The sequence below is a fragment of the Agriterribacter sp. genome (assembly GCF_035444585.1).
GTDB lineage: Bacteria > Bacteroidota > Bacteroidia > Chitinophagales > Chitinophagaceae > Agriterribacter.
Map to the genome: position 1 here is coordinate 13,816 of NZ_DAOMOZ010000004.1, position 22,509 is coordinate 36,324.

The window sequence follows — 22,509 nt, forward strand, 5'->3', positions numbered from 1 at the left end:
TTTTTCTTTTGATACTCTATTTTATTGTAATAGACACCATTTCAAATTCCGATCGGATATGCTTCAGGATGAAATGAAGAAAGATGATCAATCCGGTCATTTCAAGTAATTCCTCGCAGCTTGCTGCAAGGGCATAACTTATGTTTGTTACGCCTTTGCTTTCTGCAATTTCGGCGCCCACCATTTCAAATCCTATAGCGCCTGTTACATAAACAATACCCGACAAAATAAATCCCAACTGTACCGGTTTCTGCAATGACTTTAAAAGACGGATAAAAAACAGGCATATCAATAATGTTGCAATAGAATAGGGTATCACCCAGGCAAATTTTAGATACCCGTTTCCGCCAATTCCGAACCGGGGCAAAATATTCGTAAGGGACTCATGTATGGAGACGCTTTCATCAACTGATAAAAAGAAAAATATAAGCGAAAGCAGCAACCAGTGGTACTTTATGGCGGAATCTCTGTAATGCTTATACAGGAGAAAGGTAATAAACAGCAATGCCGCAACCAATAACAGCAATACGGCATTAAAAAAATTGGGAAGATTCGATTCCCTGTCCACATAAAAAAGGTTGTACAGGCTAAGCCCAACACTTTCCTGTAAAAATCCATTGTAATGTAATGTTATTGCGCTTAAATTGAGTGCGGCTATCATTACAAGGCTTAAAGAAAGGAAATTGATGCAAAGCTTTGAATTGAATACTACAGACATGGGTGGGTTGTGTTATTAATATAATGATGTATTGATATCCGGGCCGGGAACCATCACTCCTTAACAATGCAGCTGAGTTTGTGAAGGTCCCCGGAACGGAATTTTTCCAGGTTCGTGTCATCAATACCAAATATCTGAATTTTTTAATGTATTTGGATCAACAAGGGTACATTTCACATTAAACCATATCCTGCACCCTTACCTGGTGTGGTTCGCTTTGCTTTTTCCCGTAACCCGCTTCCCTGTTCCCGGAGCTAAAGATCATTCGCAATGCCTGGTCATGCGTTAAATAGGCGATCAGCCAATTGTAAAAGGTCTTGATCTTATTGTTGTAATTAACAAGAGAGATCAGGTGTATAAAAAGCCAGCCCAGCAGGCCTAAAATGCCACCCAGGTGCAGATGGTGATTGAAAAGGTCTGCTACGGCCCATTTCCGCCCGATGATGGCCATATCGCCCCTGTCAAAATATTTGAATGGCTTCATGTCTTTACCCCGTGCCAACAGCAGTAAATTTTTAGCCAGTCTTTTGCCTTGCTGGATCGCCGGCTGCGCAAGCTGTGGATGTCCCCGGGGATAATGCCTGTAATTGTATTGAATGCTGATGTCGCCAATAGCATATATATTTCCGTATCCTTTTACCTGGTTGTAAAAATTGGTGATCATTCTCCCGCTTTTATCAAGGCTGCTTTCATCAATTCCTTCAAAAGTATTTGCGGTTACGCCTACCGCCCAGATCAATGTTTTTGCCTCAATGACTTTACCGGTAGATAAATGCACCTGGTCATGATCATAATGATCTACCTGCGTGTTCAGCTTGATCTTTATACCCGATCGCTTCAACACTTCGCAGGCTTCCTTGTGAGAAGCGTCGCTCATGGGCGCCAGCAGGTGGGGTGATCCTTCGATCAGATAAACCTGCAGAACATCGTTTTTCAGTTCAGGATAGTCCATGCCCAGTAAGCATTGTTTGAATTCGGCAAGCATGCCTGCCAGCTCCACGCCCGTAGGCCCGCCGCCGGCAATCACCATGGTCAGCAATTTTTTCCTGGTTAACGGGTCTTTTTCAACGGAAGCTTTTTCCATGGTCCGGATCAATCCATTGCGCATACTCAGCGCATCATCTATCGTTTTAATATAGAATGCATTTTGCTCAATTACATCATTACCAAAGAAGTTCGTTTTGGAACCGGCTGCAAATACCAGCAGATCATAGCTCAATTCCCCTTCATCACTTAAATACAATACATTTTTCCCTGTATCTATTTTTAGAACCGCTGCCATCCTGAAAGCAATGTTGCTGCCTTTAAAGATCTTCCTGAACGGATAACTGATCGCGGAAGGCTCAAGGAAGCCGGTAGCTACCTGGTACAGCAAAGGAGTAAAGTAGTTGTAGTTGTTCCTGTCAACCAGTGTCACGTCATAGCATTTATTATTAAGCAAATGCCTTGCAAAACTAAGACCAGCAAATCCTCCGCCGATCAGCACAATGTGTTTTCTGTTTGTATTTTTGGGTTTCATTTTTTTGCTATTAATATGTAATTTCTTTTTGATTGCCGGTTCCCTGGTTTCTTTATCAATTCGTCAGGAAAAAAAGAAGAGGCTGTTTAAAAAAGCATTCATTGCCGCAAAGTCACAAGACCCGGAGAAAATAAGCCTGAAGATGCATGACTTTGTATTTTTGAATCTTAGCGGCACTCTATGCCGGCCCTTTTGAAACAACCTCTTCAATAGCCCCCAATCCAAAATCCTATGCGGCAGGAATTGCCATGCGCACTTCCACAATAGCGCCATACTGAATGATCGGGCACCCTTTCGCGATCTCCACTGCTTCATCGTAGTCTTTTGCTGGTAAGATCCCTGTGGATCGCCAGTAAGAATTCATTCATTTTGTTAGATTTTATTTGTTTAAGAAATAGATATGATGTCTGCCCGTAAGTATTTTGAATACCGCATGCCTTATAATTTCCCGGCTGCCCTGATAATGAAAGCCGCTACTTTATCGGGCTGTGATACCATAGGTACATGACTGGATGCCAGCTCAAGCGTTGTTGCTTTGATCAGTTTTGCTTTAAACCGCTCCAGGTCGGGATTGATCATCCCGTCTTTTGCTGCTACGATATACCAGGAAGGTTTTGTTTTCCAGGCAGGGCTGTATACTTTTTCCTGTGTGGCTGATGCAGCCCATGCAACCTGAGTAGCAAAAATCACTTTTCTTTCCCGGGGTGATACATCCTGTGCAAAGAACTCGTTGATCCCTTTCGGCGACAGCGATAAAAAGCCATCAGCACTGAGCTTAAACTCCGGCTCTACTGCAGTTGGCGGCATTGCGGCATTAACATCGTTAACGTTCTGTCCTTCTTCAGGTACCAGCGCGGCAACATAAAGCAAACCGGCTACTTTCGGATCTTTTCCTGCTTCGGAGATCACCATTCCGCCATACGAATGTCCAACCAGCAATACCGGACCGTCCATTTCAGCAATGGCGCGCTTAGTGGCAGCTACATCATCGGCAAACGAAGTGAGCGGGTTTTGTACGGCAATTACATTCAGCCCTTTTGCCTGAAGTAAAGGGATGACTTTTGCATAACTGGAGCCATCGGCAAAAGCGCCGTGAACCAGTACAATGTTTTTTATTTCTTTTGAATGGGTTTGTGCGATCGTGTTGTGTGGCAGGGAAACTATGCCGGCTGCCGCGATCATCGCAATTGATGAGATTTGTGTAATAGTGAACATAAAATTTGTTTTTGATTTTAATAATGTTGTTTGTTTACAGGCGCCTGCAAAGTGTCATTGGTTTTCCCTCTCCTTTGCTTCGCCCAATGGCTGGTCTCTCATTCGTATAGCATCATCAAGGAATTCACTTCCATCGGTTATATTTGTTTCGTGGTAGTATGGGTATATGCTTTCCTGTATTCCTTCGCGTAAAGCCCGTTCATTTCCGGGATCCTGTTTTTTAAATGAAAAGATGGTATTCATGTTAAACCATTTTATGATTAGAAAATAGGCGCACCTGCTGCCGGACGTTTCGTTGTGTAGCTGATCGGTTTTCGCGGGGACACCGCGCCGACGTTGGGTTGTCCCGTGCACGAACGGATGGAAAGTGCACGCCCCTTACAGCCGCCTCAACGAGCTGACACCCGTCATCTTCGTTACGAAAGGCAGTGATCAAATGCTATGGTGAAAATTTATCAGGATTGCGTGGTAGCCAACTGAGCCCTGAACCAATCTTCATATTTTATTTTTCCAAGACGGGGGTTTTCGCCCGGAACCAAAGACCCATCGTTCAATTCAGCGCCAAAATAAAGTGCATGCTCATCGCTGACCAGGCGGCGGGGATCTTCTGTTGCATTCAGATAATAGCGGATAAATTCATACATCGGCATGCGCACCGGTCCCGCAACCTCAACAGTAGTATTTAAAGGCGCTCCGGGCACGATCTCTGCCAGTACAGATACCACTTCATCCGATGCTATGGGTTGAAACTCAGCCGGCGAAATGTGAACTTCTTCGCCGGTCGTGCCTGCCTGCGCTATCCTTCCCGCGAATTCGAAAAACTGTGTAGAACGCAAAATGCTGTAAGGCATGCCGGATTCTTTGATCAGTTCTTCCTGTGCTATTTTTGCACGCAGGTAACCACTTTCCGGAAGGCGCTCGGCGCCCACTACCGACATGGCAACATGATGCTTCACCCCGGCATAAGCTTCCGCTGTAAGCAGGTTCATGGTAGATCTTTGAAAAAAATCTAAAACCGCTTTGTCTTCAAATGAAGGAGAATTGGAAACGTCAACAACAATATCTGTGTTTTTCAATGTGTCGCGCAACCCTTCGCCGGTGAAGCTGTTAACGCCTGATGCGGGAGATGCGGCTACCACGGTATGGTCATGCCGCAGAAGCTTGTTTACAAGGTTTGAACCAATAAGGCCGGTTCCGCCGATTACTACGATTTTCATGATTTTTGTTTTTTAGATTGTTATGTTTAGCATTTGTGTAATTGATAAAGCGCATTATCACGAGAATTGACTTTGCAGGCAGGATCATTGATGTTGCAATGCATTCCTGATCACAGATGCTGCCTGAAGCAGCGCTGTTTTAACTGCCGGTACTTCAGCCAATGGATTCAATAAGCCATAATCGTGGATCAATCCTCCATACCTGGTTAAGGTTACTTTAACCCCGGCTTCATCTAATTTCCGGGCGTAGGCTTCACCCTCATCCCTCAGCACATCATTCTCGGCTGTTTGTATCAGGGCGGGAGGAAGCCCTTTTAGCTGATCTGAAGTGGCTTTCAACGGGGATGCGTATATTTCTTTCCGCGCTTCTTTATCGGGCAAATAATTGTCCCAGAACCATATCATCATGTTCCTTGTAAGAAATCTTCCTTCACCCAGTTCTTTATATGAGCCGGTTTCAAAACCGGCATCGGTTACCGGCCACAGCAATACCTGCAGCTTTATAGCCGGGCCTTTTTTTTCTTTGGCCATCAGCGCCACAGATGCCGTCATATTGCCACCGACACTGTTCCCCACAACTGCGAGGTTATTGCCATCAACACCAATTTCGCTGCCGTGTTCGGCTAACCATTTAAGCGTGGCATAGATTTGATAAACAGCAACAGGATAGTAAGCTTCAGGCGACGGAGTATAATCCGGGAACACCGCTACAGCGCCACTTTCCACTACTAAATCCCTCACCAGTCTCCTGTGGGTTTGATAATCTCCCAATACCCATCCTCCGCCGTGGATATAGATGAAGACCGGTGCGCCCGGTTTGACGCCAATGGGTTTTACAATATGCACTTTCACTTCTTCACCATCCTGGAGTATGGATCTTTCGGATTCTTCAATGCCCGCGTAGTTGACCGCAACTGAATTTTGCGCATCAATCAATACTTTTCGTGCATCTCCGGGACTAAGCTGTTCAATGGGCTTACCCGTTCCTGAATTAAGCGCCTGCAGGAACTCCCGCACCTGCCTGAAAATGCGTGGATCATTTTCTGCTTTTGTAATTTTGTTAGGCTGTACCATAGTTAAATGTTTTATTGATTGGCGATGATAAAAACAACTGGTGTGCCAATAAGGCAATCAATTAATTTTGAGATACTTATGTGAAGTGTGTGGTATTTCAACCCGCTTTATTTCGCCATTTGGCGAACAGCGTGGCTATATATCGCGGAACTGTAATAACGTTAGCGGGTATCCGCCAATCAAAAGCATAATGGTAAATGCAAACAAGGTATAAGCATGAGTTACTGTGCCGGCAGCATCCGGCAGGAGGGATACAGTGATCAGAAAAAGCAGTAGGCTAATGTTCCCTTTGGAAATAATCTCCTTTTGAAATGCCAAGCTTTTTCATCTTTGAATGCAGTGTGGTAGAAGGCATTTCAAGCGCTGCAGCGGCGCCACCGTTGCCGGCTATCTTTCCGCTGCAGCTTTTCAGTACTTCAATAATATATGTACGTTCAAGCTGTTGAAGGGTTTTATTCGGAGCCTCTCGTTCCCCGCTTCCTTCTTCATTCACTCCTTTCGGCAACTGTATCTCTGTTAAAACATTTCCCTGCGTTAAAAGAATGCTTCTTTCAATTAAATGTTCCAGTTCTCTTACATTGCCGGGCCAGGCATAGTGCTTTAATTCCGTAACGCATTTTGCAGCGATAGATACAATTTTTTTACCGGAATTTTTGCTGTACCGCTCAAGGAAAAAGTTGGCCAGTGCTGCAATATCTTCCCTGCGTTCTCTCAATGGCGGCAGGGTAATGGGAAATACATTAAGGCGATAATAAAGGTCGGATCTGAAACGACCGGACTTTACTTCCTGTTCCAGGTTCCGGTTGGTTGCGGCAATGATCCTTACATCAACTTTTATGGTCGTTTTTCCGCCAACGCGCTCCAGCTCGCGTTCCTGCAGCACACGCAATAATTTAACCTGTGTTTCAAGCGGCATCTCGCCAATTTCGTCTAAGAACAATGTACTGTTGTTGGCCAGTTCAAATTTACCGATCCGTCTTTCAACAGCGCCTGTGAAAGATCCTTTCTCATGCCCGAACAATTCACTCTCGATCAGGTTTGCCGGTAATGCCGCACAGTTAACCTTAACCATCAGCTTTCCTTTCCGGGGGGAAGCGTTATGAATAGCTCGGGCGATCAGTTCCTTGCCTGTTCCGGTTTCTCCCAGCAGCAGCACTGTTGAATTCGATTCTGCCACAAGAGACATCAGGTGATACACTTTTTGCATTTCGGGGCCATCGCCGATAATATCTGAAAAATTATAGATGGTCTGGATCTGTTCTTTCAGGTAATCATTTTCTATTTCCAGTTGCTTTTTATAAGCCAGCAGCTTTTCATTGGCCTGTATATTGGCAACAGCAACGGATATCTGGGCGCAAATGCCTTTCAGCAATAGGTTGCTCAAACGGTTTGCCAGCAACCAGATCGTACCCAGGTTTTTATTTCCCACCCTGAGTGGAAAACCATACATTTTTTTTAATCCCGCTTTTTTCCATAGCCCTGCATACACGTTCCCGCTTTTTAATTCTTCCTCCACGTTAAACACCACGCCATCACTGCTTGCCAGCACACGGGCGGTGTAAGGCTCCTCAATGGTTATCTGCTGCATCGCCAGTTCATCAAAACCTGCTTTTGCCTTTTGAAATAATGAGCCTTCGTACATGAAGGGGCTCAGGGTAAAATTATCGTCTTCTATCACGCGGATCATTGCCAGTTGTGCATGCATGGTTTTATCCAGCACTTTAAAAATGGCCGCCTGCAGTTCGGGCTTTGCTCTTACCTGTGCTATATCATTGCTGAAATCGAGGAGAAAAGTTTGCTCCCGGTGTTTTTTTATGATCTGTTCATTTGCAAGGATATTGGAAACGGCCACCGACAAATGTGCACACACGGCTTTTAATAAATTGTATTTTATTTTACCTGTATCGGTATTATCCATATGCAGGTAAGCGCAGCCCACATTTTTTCCGCCAACATGCAGCCGCATGCCAAGCACATGCCGTATCCCCGCATCTCTCCAAAAACCAACAAAGGCAGGCATCCCCGGTTTTTCCGCCAGGCGATATACATCTAAGATAACGGGCTCTTCCGATTTCAATATGCTGCTGAATAAAGGGTCGCTGATACTGTACTTTGCTGAAGTCACTGCTTTAAAACCCGCAGTATTTTTTAAGCCGGTTCCAACATCCATTATGAATGCGCCGTATGTGGCGCCGTCTTCATTTATTTGTGCGATCCCGAATTCACCTACCGAAAAGAGGGTCTTGATACGGGTGTTCACCACGCGGAGCAGGTCTTCCCGGCTCCTTAGTGCGGCAATTTCTTCACTTAAAGAAAGCAGTATTGATTTTTCATTTTCCCTGGCTATGATTTCATCGTTAGACCTGGTATTGGAAATGGCTATGGCGATCTGGTCGCTTATTCCTTTGAGCAGGTTAAGATTTATCTGGTCCGTTATTACCCATAAAACCCCCAGGTCTGTATTGCCTGCGCGAAGGGGAACGCCTACCATTTTCCTGAAAGCTGCTTTTTGGTCTCCCAGGCCTTTCCAGAATTCTGTATAATGATCGGTATTCCCCTGTTTAACCTCTTCCGCAAAATCTACCAGCAATGGCACAGCTCCACCCAGCACCCTGCCGGTAAGACCTTCGTTTTTTTTGATCCTGGTATTCAGTAATTTTTTGAACCGGGGATCATCTATGTAGTGAACATCCCGGTCGTGCATAAAAGGGCTGAGAGTAGCGCCATCATCATTTATGGTGCGTATAAAATATGCCCTTACCTGTCCCAGCTTTTTCAGCGATTGATGAATTACGCGGTTCAACTCATCCCTTGTTCTGACCGAAGCTATATTATGACTGAATTCAATAAGAAATGTTTTGTCCCTGTCTTTTTCCGCTATTTCCCCATTGATTATAATATTGGCAACAGCGTTGGATAAATGTGGGGCGATCCCCTCCAGAACATTTTTAAAATCATCCGGAAAACTATCGGTACTGTCCGAATACAACAACACATGCCCGATGGTCTCCATCCTGCTTTTTAATTTCACGATCATCGCCTTCTTTATTCCGCATTCATAATTGACCTTTAAAAATGCGGGGATACCAGGGTCGTTTATTATCTCTTCTAAAAGAAAGGATGCCGACACTTCCGCTTCGGCAACACGGCTGAGGAACGGGTCATTGATTACGAATTGCATTTTAAGTAAAGAAGGAAGCTCGCTGCGATGCCTGATCTGCATAGATTCCCTGTCAATAAGGAATGGAAAATAAGTGCCGTTTTGTTTATCAATCAGCGAAATAACGGTATGGGTAAAATAGAAATACTTTTTGAGCCCGGACGAAAAAATTTTTATAAGATCGTTCTTTTCCCGGACCCTTGTAATATCGTTGCTTAAGGTTAGCAGGATATCTTTTTCTTTTTGATAGAGCGCCAACTGCTGCTGAAGCGGATGATTTTTGCCATTTTTTTCAGCAGGCTTCCGGCTCTTTATGTTTTCTTTTATTATTGAACTTTTCATTGAATGCGTTTTGCAGCGGGTGGTGCAATACAGCTTACACAGAGTGGATTGCAGGTAAAAACTGCCGGGATTAAAGGTAGATCAAATTCTGCAAAGGATGGTTAAGCCGGATTTTTGAAGGGCCAACGCATCTCATGATATTGGATTGTTCTTCTTTGTTCCCTTCTTTTTTTTTCTGCAGGATGATTCCCGGACGATAACAGAGCTTTCAATAATCAGCTTCTGCAGAGGGGATTCCCTGTTGGTTGCCGGCTGGTTCAAAACATGAGTAAAATATACATTGGCCGTTTCCCTGCCCAGTTTTTTACTTTGCTGGCTAACCGAAGAAAGCGTGGGAGAGGTAACTTCGGTAAAAGCCTCATTGGAAAAGCCAATGATGCCGATGTCTTCCGGTACTTTTTTATTACAGAGCCTTGCGGCTTTTAAAACCCCCAGGGCAGCATAATCGGAAACGGTAAAAAATGCATCAGGGGCGGTTTTGAGCCTTAATAATTCAGCGGCAACGGCTTCGGCAGGTTCCTTTTTTAAAATATTATCAACAATGAAATTATATGGGATTGTCAGTCCCGATGTTCTGATGGCATCGAGGTAGCCTTGTTTTCTTTCTTTATAAAGAGGGAGATAATCCGGCCCCCCTAAGAAGGCAATTCTTTTATAACCCTGGCCGATCAGGTGCTGAACGGCCTTGAACGATGCTTCCTGGTTGTCGTTCACGAGCATGTGACTGCCGAAAGCGTGGTCCACCCGGTCGAACTGAACCAGTTGAATATTGTGATTGATGATCTCCCTGAGATGATCTGTAGTTTTCGTTTCCTGTGAGAGCGAGATCAGTACGCAATCCACATTTTGCTGGATAAGCGTCTCCACAGCCTGCACCTCCCTTTCGAAAGATTCGTCCGACTGGCAAATAATAAGCCGGTGGTCATTTTCAAAACAGGTTTGCTCAATACCGGCTATAACGTCGGCAAAAAAAGCCACGTTTATTTTAGGAACAATAACACCTATGGTCCTGGATGTGCCCCGCCTGAGATTGGCAGCATTGGAATTGTGCTTGTAATTGAGTTCCCGGGCCTTGGCTCTTACCAGTATTTTCATGTTCTCACTTATTGTGGGAAGATCGTTCAGCGCCTTGGAAACAGAAGACGGCGCAATGCCTACAGCATTTGCAATATCACGAATGGTAGCTCTTTTTTTCTTCACTTTTTCTCCGGGCATATTACCGCAAATAAAATTTTTTTTAATAAATGACCATTTGTTTTATACTTAAAAAAATCAGCCTCACATCAATATCTTATACAAGTGGAGCAAAACATTATACACCCCCAGCAATTGTTATATGCATATGACCCCCGGGATACTACCCCTAACAATTCCACATTCCTCACATTCACCCCGCTGCGGTCTGACGCTCCATCCGTCGCGTACCGACCGCCCATTTCCACACTTTAAGCTGCTTCTCAGGCTGTCTCTATTTTTAAGCCATAAGTAAGGCTTGCAGCTCCCCGAAATTTATCTTTCCATTCGGAAGGAATAGAAATAATTAACCCCTTTGCACTATCGTATTCCCATTTCAATGTTTCTCTGAACCCAAGGAAGCTGATGGCGGCACCCTTAGGTGGACGCACTGTTGTAAGCACCAACTGCTCACCGGGCCATTTATAGGAAAAGGCGTATACAACACGGCTGTCTTTGGAACGGGTAAAGCGGATATCATCGCCTTCTTTCCATTCATCTGCTCCCCTGGCCCTGGTGGCATAAATGCCTTCACCGTTTCGCTTTAGCCATTTACCCGTTTCCTTCAATTGCGTTATAGCTGCAGGATGAAACTGTCCGTTGCCATCGGGACCAATACCAGCCATAAAATTTCCCCCTTTTGCAACTGCGTCCACAAGGTTTTTTACTATCCATGCCGCCCCCTTGTATTTTTGTTCATCGGCCTCGTAGGAGAAAGAACTTCCCAACGGGTAAATAACAAACCAGGGCGTATCAGAATTTTCTTTGCTGCCGGGAACAAATCCCTCAGGCGTATAATAATCGCCGTAATTTCCAATTCCCCTTGCCCTGAACATGGTTCGCGGAGAGATTTTCCGGAGATGAAGCATTGTATCTCTCAATACGGGCCAAACCTGAGGACCAAGCCACTGGTCAAGACAAACCATGTCTATGTGACCATACCTGGTAAGCAATTCTTCGAGCTGCATCCGGTGCCTGGCCATCATACGGGTCACTTCTTCCTTTGAGGGATTGGGTTTTATGACCAGTCCCGCTTTGGCAAAATATTTTTGGGGATCTTCGATTTCCGGGGTTTTGTTTTTGCCCGATACTGCGATGGTAGCCGAATCAGGTACCTGCAACGGGTGATAATTATAAGGCCGGAAATCACTGTCGTACCAGTCGGGGTGCGAAAAATACAGGTCTATCTTCATGCCTTTGCGATGGGCCGCGGTAGCGAGCTCTTTTACAACATCTCTTTTAAAAGGTGTTTCCATTATGCTGTAGGCAAGATCGCAATCTTCTATTGCCGGTCCGCCCGCAGCAAGCCAGTTCACCCTTCTCTTTACCCTGGCGCCGGTATCAAACATAGAAAATCCGTCGTGGTGTTTGGACGTGAAAGCAAACATTTTTGCGCCGCTTTCGGCAAAAAAATCAACCCATTCATCCGCATCAAATCCGCCGGGATACCACGATTTGTATAGCTCCTGATACGTTTGCTTTTCTTCCGGCAGCATCTGGAGATAAGGCCAGGATTCGCCCCGGAGCCTTAATAGAGAATATATACCCCAGTGCAGGCGTATGCCGAATTTGATATCCTGGAAGTCTTCGTAAGCGCTGTCGGGCGCCCAGCTATAGGCACTAACGGGAGTGTCTTCCACGTAGCCGCATGTACGCTTATAATGGCCATCATTTGCCGGGAGGCGGTGAGAATAAGTGTTCAGGTGTGTTGTTTGAGGGCTTTTACCTGCCGCCATCAGTACCTGCAGATTTCCGGTGAGCAGCATCCCTGATGTGAGCCCGTAGCCATTAATGATAAATTTACGTCTGTTCATAGCTGTTACTATTGATGCAGAATAAAATGATATGGCTGCATTTCAGATTGAAATAAACCAATGATATCTCTTAACCCAGCAATATGCAAAACTGCAAGAAATTCATTTTCTTCAGGCTTTCACTACTGGATATTAACATGTATGCCAACATAACAGAATTGCAGGGTAATAATCAACATTTAATACACATAGATTTCCGGTTCATTTGCATTGATCCCGGCAAGTTGTTATTTTGCTGCAAATAGAATGTGTGTCACTTGCAAAGGAGATACGTTTAATTAAAAATACTTATTACCGGAAGTCAGATGAATACCACGATTGAAAAAATTGAGATGTTTAAGGTACCGCCCCGCTGGTTGTTTTTAAAAATAACCACCCGGTCGGGAATTACGGGATGGGGAGAACCTGTAATAGAAGGGAAGGCAGATACCGTATGCGCTGCTGTAAGGGAAATGACTTCTTTTTTGGTTGGCAGGGATGCCCAAAGAATAGAAGATATATGGCAAACACTTTACAGGGGCGGGTTTTACAGGGGCGGACCCATACTCATGAGCGCCATTTCGGGCATTGACCAGGCGCTTTGGGACATAAAAGGTAAAGCACTTGGCGTACCGGTGTATGAGCTATTGGGCGGAGCAGTGAGAGACAGGATGAAAATATACGGATGGATCGGTGGCGACAGGCCCGAAGAACTTGCAAAAGGAGCTGCAGCCCGCATGGAACAGGGATTTCAGGCTGTTAAAATGAACGCTTGTGCCGAGATGGAATGGATAGATAGTCCCGGTAAGATTGACCGAGCCGTAAAAGCCATTGAATCTGTAAGAAATGCTATAGGATATGACAACGGACTGGGAATAGATTTTCACGGTCGTGTGCATAAAGGGCTTGCAAAACGGTTTATGCGTGAACTGGACTATCTTAAACCCATGTTCATTGAAGAACCTGTTTTATCAGAAAACGTTGAAGCATTTTCTGCACTTGCCGGCTACACCGCTGCCCCCATTGCAACAGGTGAACGGTTGTTTAGCCGCTGGGATTTCAAACGGCTTTTTGAACAGGGAGCTGTTGATATTATACAACCCGACCTCAGTCATGCCGGGGGTATTTCAGAAGTAAAAAAAATTGCTGCAATGGCCGAAGCGTACGATGTTGCCTTGGCGCCTCATTGCCCCCTGGGTCCTATTTCCCTGGCGGCAGCGCTCCAGGTAGACTTCAATTGCATCAATGCCTTTATACAGGAATCAAGCATTGGCATTCACTATAACGAAGGCGCCGACCTGCTCGACTACCTGGCCAACCCGGAGGTGTTTTCTATAAAAGAGGGCTACATTGAAAGACCTGTTCTGCCCGGGCTGGGCATTGAGGTGGATGAAGAAAAAGTAAAAAGCATGGCATTGAAAGGGCACGACTGGAAAAATCCGGTTTGGCGCAATGCCGATGGCAGTGTTACAGAATGGTAAAGGATAGCCAGCTAAAAGAAGCATTATTCGTGTATGCTGCACAACAAAAGGCCGCACTCCTTATAATATGTCGAGGGGTTTGTCTCAAAAGGTATGGTGTAGAAGATATGCCACCAAGACTCAAGACCTGATCTTGTTTATTTTTCTTCGGGCCCTCGTGCCTTCGCGGAAAAAAAAGTATTTTTCAGACGGCTCCTTCATGGCATAGGTTGCTTTATAGAAACAACAGGCTTCCAATCACTGGCAAATAGAAAAACGATTTTTAAGTTTGCACCCTGGTCAGATCAGGGGAGCTGAATGCGCGTACAAGGATAAAGCATACAAGCCGCAACTGATGCTGTAAAAAACTACAGATCTGAAAAAAGATAAGAAAAATCCGGCGGGGTATATTCAAATTTTGTATTTTAGGAAATCGTTTTCCTTATTTATTTTTAATTGCTCAAATCTTTTATTTCATGTTGCAAGAGATGAAGCCTTCCTTTAAACAGATTTTCTTTAACAGCAGCAGTTGCTTTCATTTAAAGATTGACCGGGGAAACAACCTTTACAGGGGCATGCATTATCATCCCGAAACAGAGCTCACCCTGGTGAGGCGGTCAAAAGGAACGAGGATCATCGGCAATTCAGTAGAGCGTTTTGGCGACAACGATCTGGTGCTGATAGGATCCAATACACCGCATGGTTTTTTGCACGACGAAGAAACATGGGATTCAGATGTCCCTGAAGCGCTGGTAGTGCAGTTCGGAAAGCATTTCCTGGGCAAAGGTTTTTTAAAACTTCCGGAGTTGAAAGAAGTATATGACCTCTTTACCAAATCGCGGAACGGCATATGCATAACAGCTGCGGGGAAAGAAAAAATCATTCCCCTTATGGAACGAATGTTCACTGCTTCATCGTTGGATGCCATTATTATTTTACTTGAAATATTAAAACAGCTCACATCGAAGTCCAATTGCAGGGAGCTTATACGAGGCGGCAGCTTTGGCAGCAATCCCGGTTGCGCGGCAGACAGCCGTTTTAACGATGTTCTGAATTATACGTATTCCAATTTTGATGAACATATTACAATAGAAAAAGTGGCGCGGATCGCCAACCTCACCAGGGAGTCTTTTTGCCGTTATTTTAAGGCACTGACGAATAAAACATATATAGAGTTTTTAACCGAGTACAGGATCAGCAAAGCCTGTCAGATGATCAGGTATGGTGGAAAGCCGGTAAAGGAAATTGGCTATACCTGCGGCTTTGACAGCCTTTCCAATTTTTATTACCAGTTCAAAAGGATCACAAAGTTAAGCCCGCTCGAGTTCAGCAAACACTGCATGAGAACGACAAAAGACAAAGCGATCGCCTGATTGCATCTGGTAAAATTGTATTGTATCGGGCAAGTGTTTATTTTTTGTAATAAATCTGTTGATTTGGATAACATACAGGAGTTATGCTTACCGGAATATGGGAATTTTTGCTACAGGACCTTTTCAGCATTTCAAAGATGCACCCGGAAAAAGCAGGAGTTATCCAGTACTGCCGGACATGATCCTGACAGTAATAATCTGAAAAATTAAATTTTATCATGCGTTTCAAACGACACTTCAGCCACCCAAAACCATGGATCCTTGCAATGATCCTTTTTGTTGATTTAACCAATCCCTGTGAGCTGAATGCGCAGGTTTCAGGCAATAAGGCAGATAAGATGATCACACTGTCTATGCAAAAAAGAGTAGAAGGAGCCAGCGCTGTAAATGGCGCTGCTGTTGTTAATGAAATTCAGCAATGGGATCCGAAGCAAACGGCAATAATCATTTGTGATATGTGGGATAAACATTGGTGTAAAGGCGCTACGGCAAGAGTAGCAGAAATGGCCCCAAGACTGAACGAAGTACTGAACATAGCCCGAAGCAAAGGCGTGCTGATCGTGCATGCGCCAAGCGATTGCATTGACTATTATAAAGATCATCCCGCAAGGAAAACGGTATTAAAATATTACAATAAAAAGTACGACAAACTGATCGACAACTCAAATGTGCCTGGTGAAAAAGGCGCTGCCTGGCCTATTGACCAGTCGGATGAAGGTTGTGATGATATGATACAGTGTACCCAGGGAAGAGCATGGACAAAACAAATTGACGCCATTACAATAAAAGAAGGGGATGCCATCAGCGACTCGGGATCGGAAATAGCTTCTCTTTTTGAAAAAAAAGGGATTAAAAATGTGATCTTATCGGGCGTACACACCAATATGTGCGTGATCGGGCGCACATTTGGATTGCGCAGCATGGTAAGATTAGGCAAAAATGTGGTGCTGATGCGCGATATGACCGATGCCATGTACAACTCCCGCAGAGCTCCTTATGTAAATCACTTTACCGGTGTACACCTGGTGGTAGACTATATAGAACAATATGTTTGTCCAACCATATTGTCTACTGATTTTACCGGCAAAAAGCAATTTCGTTTTAAAGACGATAAGCGGCCCGTGGTAGCCTTTATTACGGCAGAAGGAGAATACCATGCCAATCAGGCGCTTCCCCGGTTTGCGCATGAGCTTATGTTGCACGAAGGAGTAAATTGTGAGTTTGCTATTGGCAAGCCTGCAATGGACGGCCCGGGCAGGCATAACCTTGAAAATCTCCAGATACTCCAGGATGCAAGCCTTGCCGTGTTCTTTGTACGACGCGTTGCGCTTGAACCGCAGAAGATGGATATGATAAGGAATTATATAAAGGGCGGCAAACCGGTGCTGGGCATCCGCACGGCAAGCCATTCTTTTGACGCCAAAGGCAACGTACCCAGGGAAGGAGGTGGTATAACCCGCTCTTCAGAATCTGTATCCGGGTTCCTGGCTCAGTGGCCTGAATTTGATGAAGAAATACTTGGCGGTAATTACAAAGGGCATTACGGACATCTTGAAGAAAAAACAAAGATCGCTGTAGTACCGGGCATGGAAAATCATCCGCTGCTTAAAGGTATTGACCCTAACGGGTTTGGCAGTAAGAGCTGGCTGTATCAGAACCGGCCGTTGCGCTCTGCCGCAGCCCGGGTGCTGCTAACCGGAACCATACCCAATGAGCCGCCTGAGCCTGTGCTCTGGACCAATTATACAAAGTTCAATAATAGAGTGGTGTATACCTCTTTGGGGCATTGGGAAGACTGGGATATCCCGGATTTTCAGCGGATACTGACCAATAGTATTCATTATTTGCTGAATGATACCGGGGAAAATAAATAGCTATATTTCGCCGGGAGAAAATGATGACCGAATCAGGGAAAGCGATCAATGCTCTTTGCGGCGACAAAATTTTGTAATGAAAAGCTTTTTACGATATCTGGCATGTTTTACCGCCACACTCGCTGTTGCGTTCCATGGCGTGGCACAGCAGGCCCTTCCTTTTGCCGGCACACTTTTAACAGGGAGTGAAGATCTGTCTGCAAAAATGGTTAACGGCATCAATGATTTTCTGATCCGGGAAACAGAGCGAAGAACATCGCAACGGGCATCACACTGGCAACGCAGCTTTAGTTCTGCTGCCGCGTTCAACCGGTCTGTATCTGTACAAAGAGCTGAGTTGAAAAAAATACTGGGTATAGCAGATGAGAGGATACAGCCGGTGCTGCAGATTGCTACACGCAATGACCTGACCCCCTGTACCGTTGTTGAAAAAGAATATACCGTGTCCGCGGTGCGGTGGACCGTAATGAACAATTTATCGGCAGAAGGCATATTGATCGTTCCTGCAACAAAGGTGAAAGCAAGAGCTGTCATCATTCCTGATGCCGGTACAGAGCCTGAAGCCCTTGCAGCGATGATCAAAGGAACAGGCGCAGGAAGCGCCGCGGTGCTGGCACTGGCAAAAAGCGGAGTGGAAATACTGATACCGGCGCTCATAAACAGGAACTATACTTATTCGGGCAATCCTTCCCTGGGTTTGCATACCCAACAGCCACACCGGGAGTGGATCTACCGCCAGGCTTATGAAATCGGGCGGCATGTTATCGGTTATGAATTGCAAAAGATCTTCGCGGGTATTGACTGGCTGGAGAAGAGAAATGAAGAAGACGGTAATAATACGCTTGCTGTGGCGGGCTACGGAGAAGGAGGAATGCTTGCCCTGTATGCGGCGGCGCTGGACACGCGCATCACAGCATCGCTCGTAAGCGGTTATTTTAATGCAAGGGAGCAACTATGGAAGGAGCCTATTTACCGCAATGTGTTTGGACTGCTTAATACATTTGGCGATGCGGAGCTGGCTGTAATGAGCTGGCCGCGCAAACTGATTATTGAGCATACAACAGTCCCGTTTGTAAACCATCAAAATGCCGGGGCTGCACCGGGCAAAATAGTATCGCCTTCTCTCTCAACGGCAAAAGCAGAATACCGCCGCGCTGTTGCCATCATTCCTTCTCAAAATAATTTGAATTTTATAACGGCAGACCAACCATTTTTTTCTGAGCAGGCATTTGTTGCATTCGCTAAAGCAATGAATGTGATTCCTGTGCCGGGCAGAATATCTCATTCACCGGTAATTCAGACATCTGCAGATTGGATCAGGGTTCCGCAAAGGCAGGAAAGGCAGGTGCGGGAGATGACGCAATGCATACAGCAGGAGCTTTCTGTGTGTGAGAGAGCACGTGACAGGGATTTTTGGCAAACATTAAAAGGCTCCCCCGGAGAGCAGGCTGCTGTTAAAGAGCAGCAAAGAGAACGCTTTTGGAATGTACTTGGAAAAATGCCCGCGCCATCGGGTAGCTTCAATACCAAAGCACGTGTGCATCAGGAAACGGAAAAATGGATAAGTTATGAGATCACCCTTGATGTTTTTGGCCCGGAAGTATTTGCCTGGGGGATACTAACTGTTCCGAAAGATATCAGGCAGGGCGAAAAAAGGCCGGTTGTTGTATGTCAGCACGGGCTGGAAGGATTGCCTTTTGATGTGGTAGAAACAGATTCTACCCAAAGGAATTACCAGGTTTATAAAGGGTTTGCTGCCCGTTTGGCGGAAAGAGGCTATATAACTTTTGCACCTCATAATCCATACCGGGGGCAGGATAAATTCAGAGTGATCCAGCGTAAGGCCAATCCGATAGGACTCACCCTTTTCTCTGTCATCATAAGCCAGCACCAGCGGATCGTTGAATGGTTACAGGGGCTTTCTTTTACGGATGCGGAAAAAATAGCTTTTTACGGGATCTCATACGGAGGAAAAACGGCCATGCGTGTGCCGGCGGTTGTTAAGGGATATTGTTTATCCGTTTGTTCGGCCGATTTTAATGAATGGGTGCGCAAAGTGGCTACAACAGAACACACATTTGGTTACGTGTATACGGGGGAATATGATATGCCGGAGTGGGATCTGGGCCACACGTTCAACTATGCAGAGATGGCGGCATTGATAGCGCCGCGGCCTTTTATGGTAGAGCGGGGGTACTTTGATGGCGTAGGTAAAGATGAATGGGTAAGCTATGAATTTGCGAAAGTGCAACGCTATTACCATTTGCAGGGGCTTAAGGAATCGATCGCCATAGAACACTTTGCCGGTCCGCACAGTATCAATGGCAAAGCAACCTTTGAATTTCTGGATAAGCATTTAAAAAAATAGCCGGGTATAAAGTTTTAATCTTTAAAAACAAACATAGTATGCATAGACGCAGTTTCATCCATCATATGTCGCTGGGAGCAGCAGGCATGGCCCTGCAGCCCTCTTTTCCGGGCACTTCAAAAAATGCTGCTGCCAATAAGCTTGTGCTTTCGCTCATTGGCTGCGGCGGCCGGGGCCTTGATGTTTTGGCGGGGATCGTAAAAGAAAATGAGAACATGGAAGTAAAATATTTGTGCGATGTAAACGAAACGCTTTCCGGTATCAAAACGGCCATTGACAAATACAATACAATACAGGGTTATGCGCCGAAGTTCACAGGCAATATGAAACAGGTGTTTGACGATAAGGATGTGGATGCTGTGATAATTGCCACGCCCGAGCACTGGCATGCGCTGGCAGCCATATGGGCATTGCAGGCCGGTAAGCATGTATATGTTGAAAAAAACCCCACGCTTTCCATTTGGGAAGGGCAACAAATGATCGCTGCAACAAAGAAATATAAGAAAGTATTACAGATAGGTTTTCAGAACAGGAGTGCTCCCTATGCATTTTCTGCAAGAGAATACATTAAAAGCGGTAAACTGGGTAAAGTACTGCATGTGAAATGCTACAATATGTTGCCCGGTGGAAAGTGGATAGCAAAACCAGATACCGATGTTCCCAAAGGCCTGAACTGGGATGCATGGCTGGGACCGGCAAGAAAAGTGCCTTATAATCCTAACCGCCATAGCATGACCGGCAGGGGCGGGTGGCTTGACTTTTGGGATTATGGAGGAGGAGCGTTATCAGACGATGCCAGCCATGTAATGGATCTTGCACGTTTGGCAATGGGTGATCCCGGTCACCCGAAGTCTGTTTACTGTACCGGGGGAAATGTTGGCTTTCAATCGCAGAAGGAAACGCCGGAGTTTTTAAACATCACTTATGACTATGGCGATTTTGATATGACCTGCGAAAGCGGTTCCTGCACGCCGTATATGACCAAAGAAGGAAGCGATGTGCGCTTTGGGACAAAATGGCCTTATTGGCCACAAAACTCTACAAGGATTGAGATATATGGAACCGAAAGATTGATGTACCTGGGCAGGCACGGCGTGGGCTGGCAGGTAATGGAAGTGGATGGAAAAATCGTGGACATGGATAAAGGTTACTTTCCGGATAAATTTCATCAGAAAAATTTTATTGACAGCATTCGCCTGCAGCAGGAACCCAATGGCGATGTTACGCAGGGACACCTGAGCGCATCCCTGGTGCATCTTGCAGATATTTGTTACCGTACAGGGAAGAAGCAGTTGTTTCTTGACAGGCAAACCGAAAAGTTCATAAATAATGAAGCGGCAAATAAATTCTTAAAAGGAAATTACCGTGCGCCGTACATAATTCCCGAAAAGCTGTAGTTACAGCACGAAGTATCCGTTTGTAAAAACCGATGCGGATTTAAAAATCAGGAATCAATTATATACGAATGAATATACAAAACAAAGTAGCCGTTGTAACAGGAGGCACTCATGGAATAGGTGCGGCTACCGCTGTTGCATTGGCCCGGCAGGGAGCTGCCATAGCCATTGTTGCGAGAAATACTGCAGGCAGTGATATACAACAAAAAATTGAAGCGTTGGGTGTTCCATTGCTGATGATCGCTGCCGACCTGGGCGAAGAATCCGAATGCATAAAAGCTATAGAAGCTGTGGCGGCAAAGTGGGATCGTATTGATATTTTGGTACACAGCGCGGGGGGAGCAGCTCCGGGAAGCTTATTGAATGGCGCCAGGGAGATGTGGTATAAGGCATTTGATGTGCATATACATGCGGCTTTCCATTTGTGCAGGGCGGCCGTTCCCTATATGAAACTGCAAAAAGAAGGGGCCATTGTTTTGATATCATCTGCTGCAGGTTTACGCGGGGTAAAGAATGCATTGGCCTATGCCGTTGTTAAAGGCGCTATTCCGCAAATGACGAGGGCGCTTGCACTGGAGCTGAGTGACGACAACATCAGCGTCAATTGTGTTTCACCGGGCGTGATAAGAACACGCTTTCAGGACTACCTGAAGCCTGAGCAGGTAAAAAATAATATTGACAACAGGATACCGCTGCACAGGGAAGGAACCCCCGGAGATGTATCAGAAGTGATTTGCTCACTGGTACAAAACAAATTTATTACCGGTGAAAATATTGTGATTGACGGGGGGATGACAATGCGCATCGTATAATATATCATTACGCATGGATCAATATTTCCCTAATCAGCCATCTACTGATAAACTGCCCCGGATACGCTGGCTCATGCTGGGCTTCGCGTTTTTGGCAACGGTACTGAATTATGTAGACAGACTGGCTTTCAACTTCCTGAGCGCTGAGGGGGCATTGCGTGAACTTATTCCCAATGATTATTTCGGCTATATAGCCACTGCTTTTTTTGTGGCGTATATGATCTCTAATCTCGTGTCGGGCTTTGTAATAGACCGGCTGGGAACACGGGTGGGTTATGCTTTATGTATGGCTTTCTGGACAACGGCGTCGCTGCTGCATGCCTTTGCACGGTTGCCTTTTCATTTTGGGATATGCAGGTTCCTGTTAGGGATAGGCGAAGCGGGTAACTGGCCCGCCGCCATTAAATTAACAAGTGAATGGTTTACTCCCGAAGAGCGTTCTACGGCAACGGGCATTTTCAACAGTGGCGCAGCTATTGGCGCGGTAGTGGCTCCGCCGCTCATCGCATGGCTGGGTATGCGTTATGGCTGGCAGTTTACGTTTGTCATTATCGGGTGTATTGGCTATATATGGGTAGCGTTTTTCTGGTTTACCTATTATACGCCCGAGCGTGCATTAAAAGCATCGGGGGCGAAAGCCATACCGCCGCTGAAGCTTATCAAAACAAGATTTGTGGGATGGTTTACCTTCTCTAAGATATTCATGGATCCTGTATGGTATTTTATCACCTTCTGGATTGGCAGGTACCTGGTGGATGTGCATCACTGGGGACTGGAAGAGATCGGTTGGTTCGCGATGTTCCCTTTTATTGTTGCAGATATAGGCAATATACTGGGCGGATTTTTTACGCAATTCATTATCCGCAAAGGCATACCGGTTCCCAAAGCAAGAAAAATATCGGTAGGGCTCTTCGGAAGCCTGCTGGCGCTCACGCTCATGTTTGGCCCATTGAT

Annotated in this window: 17 protein-coding genes; 7 read left to right on the forward strand and 10 right to left on the reverse strand. The window is 45.5% G+C overall.

Annotated features, from left to right (window positions below):
* Positions 1–16: 16 nt before the first annotated feature.
* The 10 genes from PLH26_RS00770 to PLH26_RS00815 all read right to left on the reverse strand — a co-directional run bounded on the left by PLH26_RS00770 (position 17) and on the right by PLH26_RS00815 (position 12,292).
* The gene (locus PLH26_RS00770; protein ID WP_324584060.1) at positions 17–718 is read right to left on the reverse strand and encodes a DUF8692 domain-containing protein; all 702 of its coding nucleotides are present in this window, start codon (positions 716–718) and stop codon (positions 17–19) included.
* Between the two features lie 178 nt (positions 719–896).
* Positions 897–2,237, reverse strand: coding sequence for an NAD(P)/FAD-dependent oxidoreductase (locus tag PLH26_RS00775; RefSeq protein ID WP_324584061.1), 1,341 nt, complete (start codon positions 2,235–2,237; stop codon positions 897–899).
* Between the two features lie 229 nt (positions 2,238–2,466).
* Positions 2,467–2,601, reverse strand: a complete 135-nt coding sequence (locus PLH26_RS00780) for a YciI family protein (protein ID WP_324584062.1) — start codon at positions 2,599–2,601, stop codon at positions 2,467–2,469.
* Between the two features lie 74 nt (positions 2,602–2,675).
* Positions 2,676–3,452, reverse strand: a complete 777-nt coding sequence (locus PLH26_RS00785) for an alpha/beta hydrolase (protein ID WP_324584063.1) — start codon at positions 3,450–3,452, stop codon at positions 2,676–2,678.
* A 54-nt stretch (positions 3,453–3,506) separates the two neighbouring features.
* Positions 3,507–3,695, reverse strand: coding sequence for a hypothetical protein (locus tag PLH26_RS00790; RefSeq protein WP_324584064.1), 189 nt, complete (start codon positions 3,693–3,695; stop codon positions 3,507–3,509).
* A gap of 212 nt (positions 3,696–3,907) precedes the next feature.
* Positions 3,908–4,669 carry an SDR family oxidoreductase gene (locus PLH26_RS00795; protein WP_324584065.1) on the reverse strand — a complete coding sequence of 254 codons (762 nt, stop codon included), beginning with the start codon at positions 4,667–4,669 and terminating at the stop codon, positions 3,908–3,910.
* An 84-nt stretch (positions 4,670–4,753) separates the two neighbouring features.
* Entirely contained in the window at positions 4,754–5,743 is a 990-nt protein-coding gene (locus PLH26_RS00800) for an alpha/beta hydrolase (RefSeq protein WP_324584066.1), read from the reverse strand.
* Positions 5,744–6,020: 277 nt separating this feature from the next.
* Entirely contained in the window at positions 6,021–9,245 is a 3,225-nt protein-coding gene (locus PLH26_RS00805; protein WP_324584067.1) for a sigma 54-interacting transcriptional regulator, read from the reverse strand.
* Positions 9,246–9,377: 132 nt separating this feature from the next.
* Complete coding sequence (locus tag PLH26_RS00810; protein WP_324584068.1) at positions 9,378–10,460, reverse strand: LacI family DNA-binding transcriptional regulator; 1,083 nt, start codon at positions 10,458–10,460, stop codon at positions 9,378–9,380.
* A gap of 242 nt (positions 10,461–10,702) precedes the next feature.
* Positions 10,703–12,292, reverse strand: coding sequence for an alpha-L-fucosidase (locus PLH26_RS00815; RefSeq protein WP_324584069.1), 1,590 nt, complete (start codon positions 12,290–12,292; stop codon positions 10,703–10,705).
* A gap of 305 nt (positions 12,293–12,597) precedes the next feature.
* On the opposite strand from PLH26_RS00815, the gene dgoD reads away from it, so the two are divergent.
* From dgoD to PLH26_RS00850, 7 genes are all read left to right on the forward strand, one after another.
* Entirely contained in the window at positions 12,598–13,752 is a 1,155-nt protein-coding gene (gene dgoD / locus PLH26_RS00820) for a galactonate dehydratase (RefSeq protein WP_324584070.1), read from the forward strand.
* Positions 13,753–14,207: 455 nt separating this feature from the next.
* Positions 14,208–15,104: an AraC family transcriptional regulator gene (locus PLH26_RS00825; RefSeq protein ID WP_324584071.1), complete on the forward strand. Its 897-nt coding sequence runs from the start codon at positions 14,208–14,210 to the stop codon at positions 15,102–15,104.
* Positions 15,105–15,322: 218 nt separating this feature from the next.
* Positions 15,323–16,978 (forward strand): isochorismatase family protein, encoded by a 1,656-nt coding sequence (locus PLH26_RS00830; protein WP_324584072.1) that lies wholly within the window; start codon positions 15,323–15,325, stop codon positions 16,976–16,978.
* 76 nt (positions 16,979–17,054) lie between these two features.
* Complete coding sequence (locus PLH26_RS00835; RefSeq protein ID WP_324584073.1) at positions 17,055–19,346, forward strand: alpha/beta hydrolase; 2,292 nt, start codon at positions 17,055–17,057, stop codon at positions 19,344–19,346.
* Between the two features lie 38 nt (positions 19,347–19,384).
* Positions 19,385–20,743, forward strand: coding sequence for a Gfo/Idh/MocA family protein (locus PLH26_RS00840; protein WP_324584074.1), 1,359 nt, complete (start codon positions 19,385–19,387; stop codon positions 20,741–20,743).
* Between the two features lie 68 nt (positions 20,744–20,811).
* Positions 20,812–21,555 (forward strand): SDR family NAD(P)-dependent oxidoreductase, encoded by a 744-nt coding sequence (locus PLH26_RS00845; protein ID WP_324584075.1) that lies wholly within the window; start codon positions 20,812–20,814, stop codon positions 21,553–21,555.
* A 13-nt stretch (positions 21,556–21,568) separates the two neighbouring features.
* On the forward strand, positions 21,569–22,509 hold a 941-nt coding region (locus tag PLH26_RS00850; RefSeq protein ID WP_324584076.1), incomplete at its 3' end, for an MFS transporter.

Coding starts and splice junctions, on each gene's coding strand:
- PLH26_RS00795 (WP_324584065.1), bottom strand. CDS start 4,669: ATGAAAATCGTAGTAATCGGCGGAACCGGCCTTATTGGTTCAAACCTT.
- PLH26_RS00810 (WP_324584068.1), bottom strand. CDS start 10,460: ATGCCCGGAGAAAAAGTGAAGAAAAAAAGAGCTACCATTCGTGATATT.
- PLH26_RS00840 (WP_324584074.1), top strand. CDS start 19,385: ATGCATAGACGCAGTTTCATCCATCATATGTCGCTGGGAGCAGCAGGC.
- PLH26_RS00835 (WP_324584073.1), top strand. CDS start 17,055: ATGAAAAGCTTTTTACGATATCTGGCATGTTTTACCGCCACACTCGCT.
- dgoD (WP_324584070.1), top strand. CDS start 12,598: ATGAATACCACGATTGAAAAAATTGAGATGTTTAAGGTACCGCCCCGC.
- PLH26_RS00785 (WP_324584063.1), bottom strand. CDS start 3,452: ATGTTCACTATTACACAAATCTCATCAATTGCGATGATCGCGGCAGCC.
- PLH26_RS00825 (WP_324584071.1), top strand. CDS start 14,208: ATGTTGCAAGAGATGAAGCCTTCCTTTAAACAGATTTTCTTTAACAGC.
- PLH26_RS00770 (WP_324584060.1), bottom strand. CDS start 718: ATGTCTGTAGTATTCAATTCAAAGCTTTGCATCAATTTCCTTTCTTTA.
- PLH26_RS00830 (WP_324584072.1), top strand. CDS start 15,323: ATGCGTTTCAAACGACACTTCAGCCACCCAAAACCATGGATCCTTGCA.
- PLH26_RS00775 (WP_324584061.1), bottom strand. CDS start 2,237: ATGAAACCCAAAAATACAAACAGAAAACACATTGTGCTGATCGGCGGA.
- PLH26_RS00800 (WP_324584066.1), bottom strand. CDS start 5,743: ATGGTACAGCCTAACAAAATTACAAAAGCAGAAAATGATCCACGCATT.
- PLH26_RS00790 (WP_324584064.1), bottom strand. CDS start 3,695: ATGAATACCATCTTTTCATTTAAAAAACAGGATCCCGGAAATGAACGG.
- PLH26_RS00805 (WP_324584067.1), bottom strand. CDS start 9,245: ATGAAAAGTTCAATAATAAAAGAAAACATAAAGAGCCGGAAGCCTGCT.
- PLH26_RS00780 (WP_324584062.1), bottom strand. CDS start 2,601: ATGAATTCTTACTGGCGATCCACAGGGATCTTACCAGCAAAAGACTAC.
- PLH26_RS00845 (WP_324584075.1), top strand. CDS start 20,812: ATGAATATACAAAACAAAGTAGCCGTTGTAACAGGAGGCACTCATGGA.
- PLH26_RS00815 (WP_324584069.1), bottom strand. CDS start 12,292: ATGAACAGACGTAAATTTATCATTAATGGCTACGGGCTCACATCAGGG.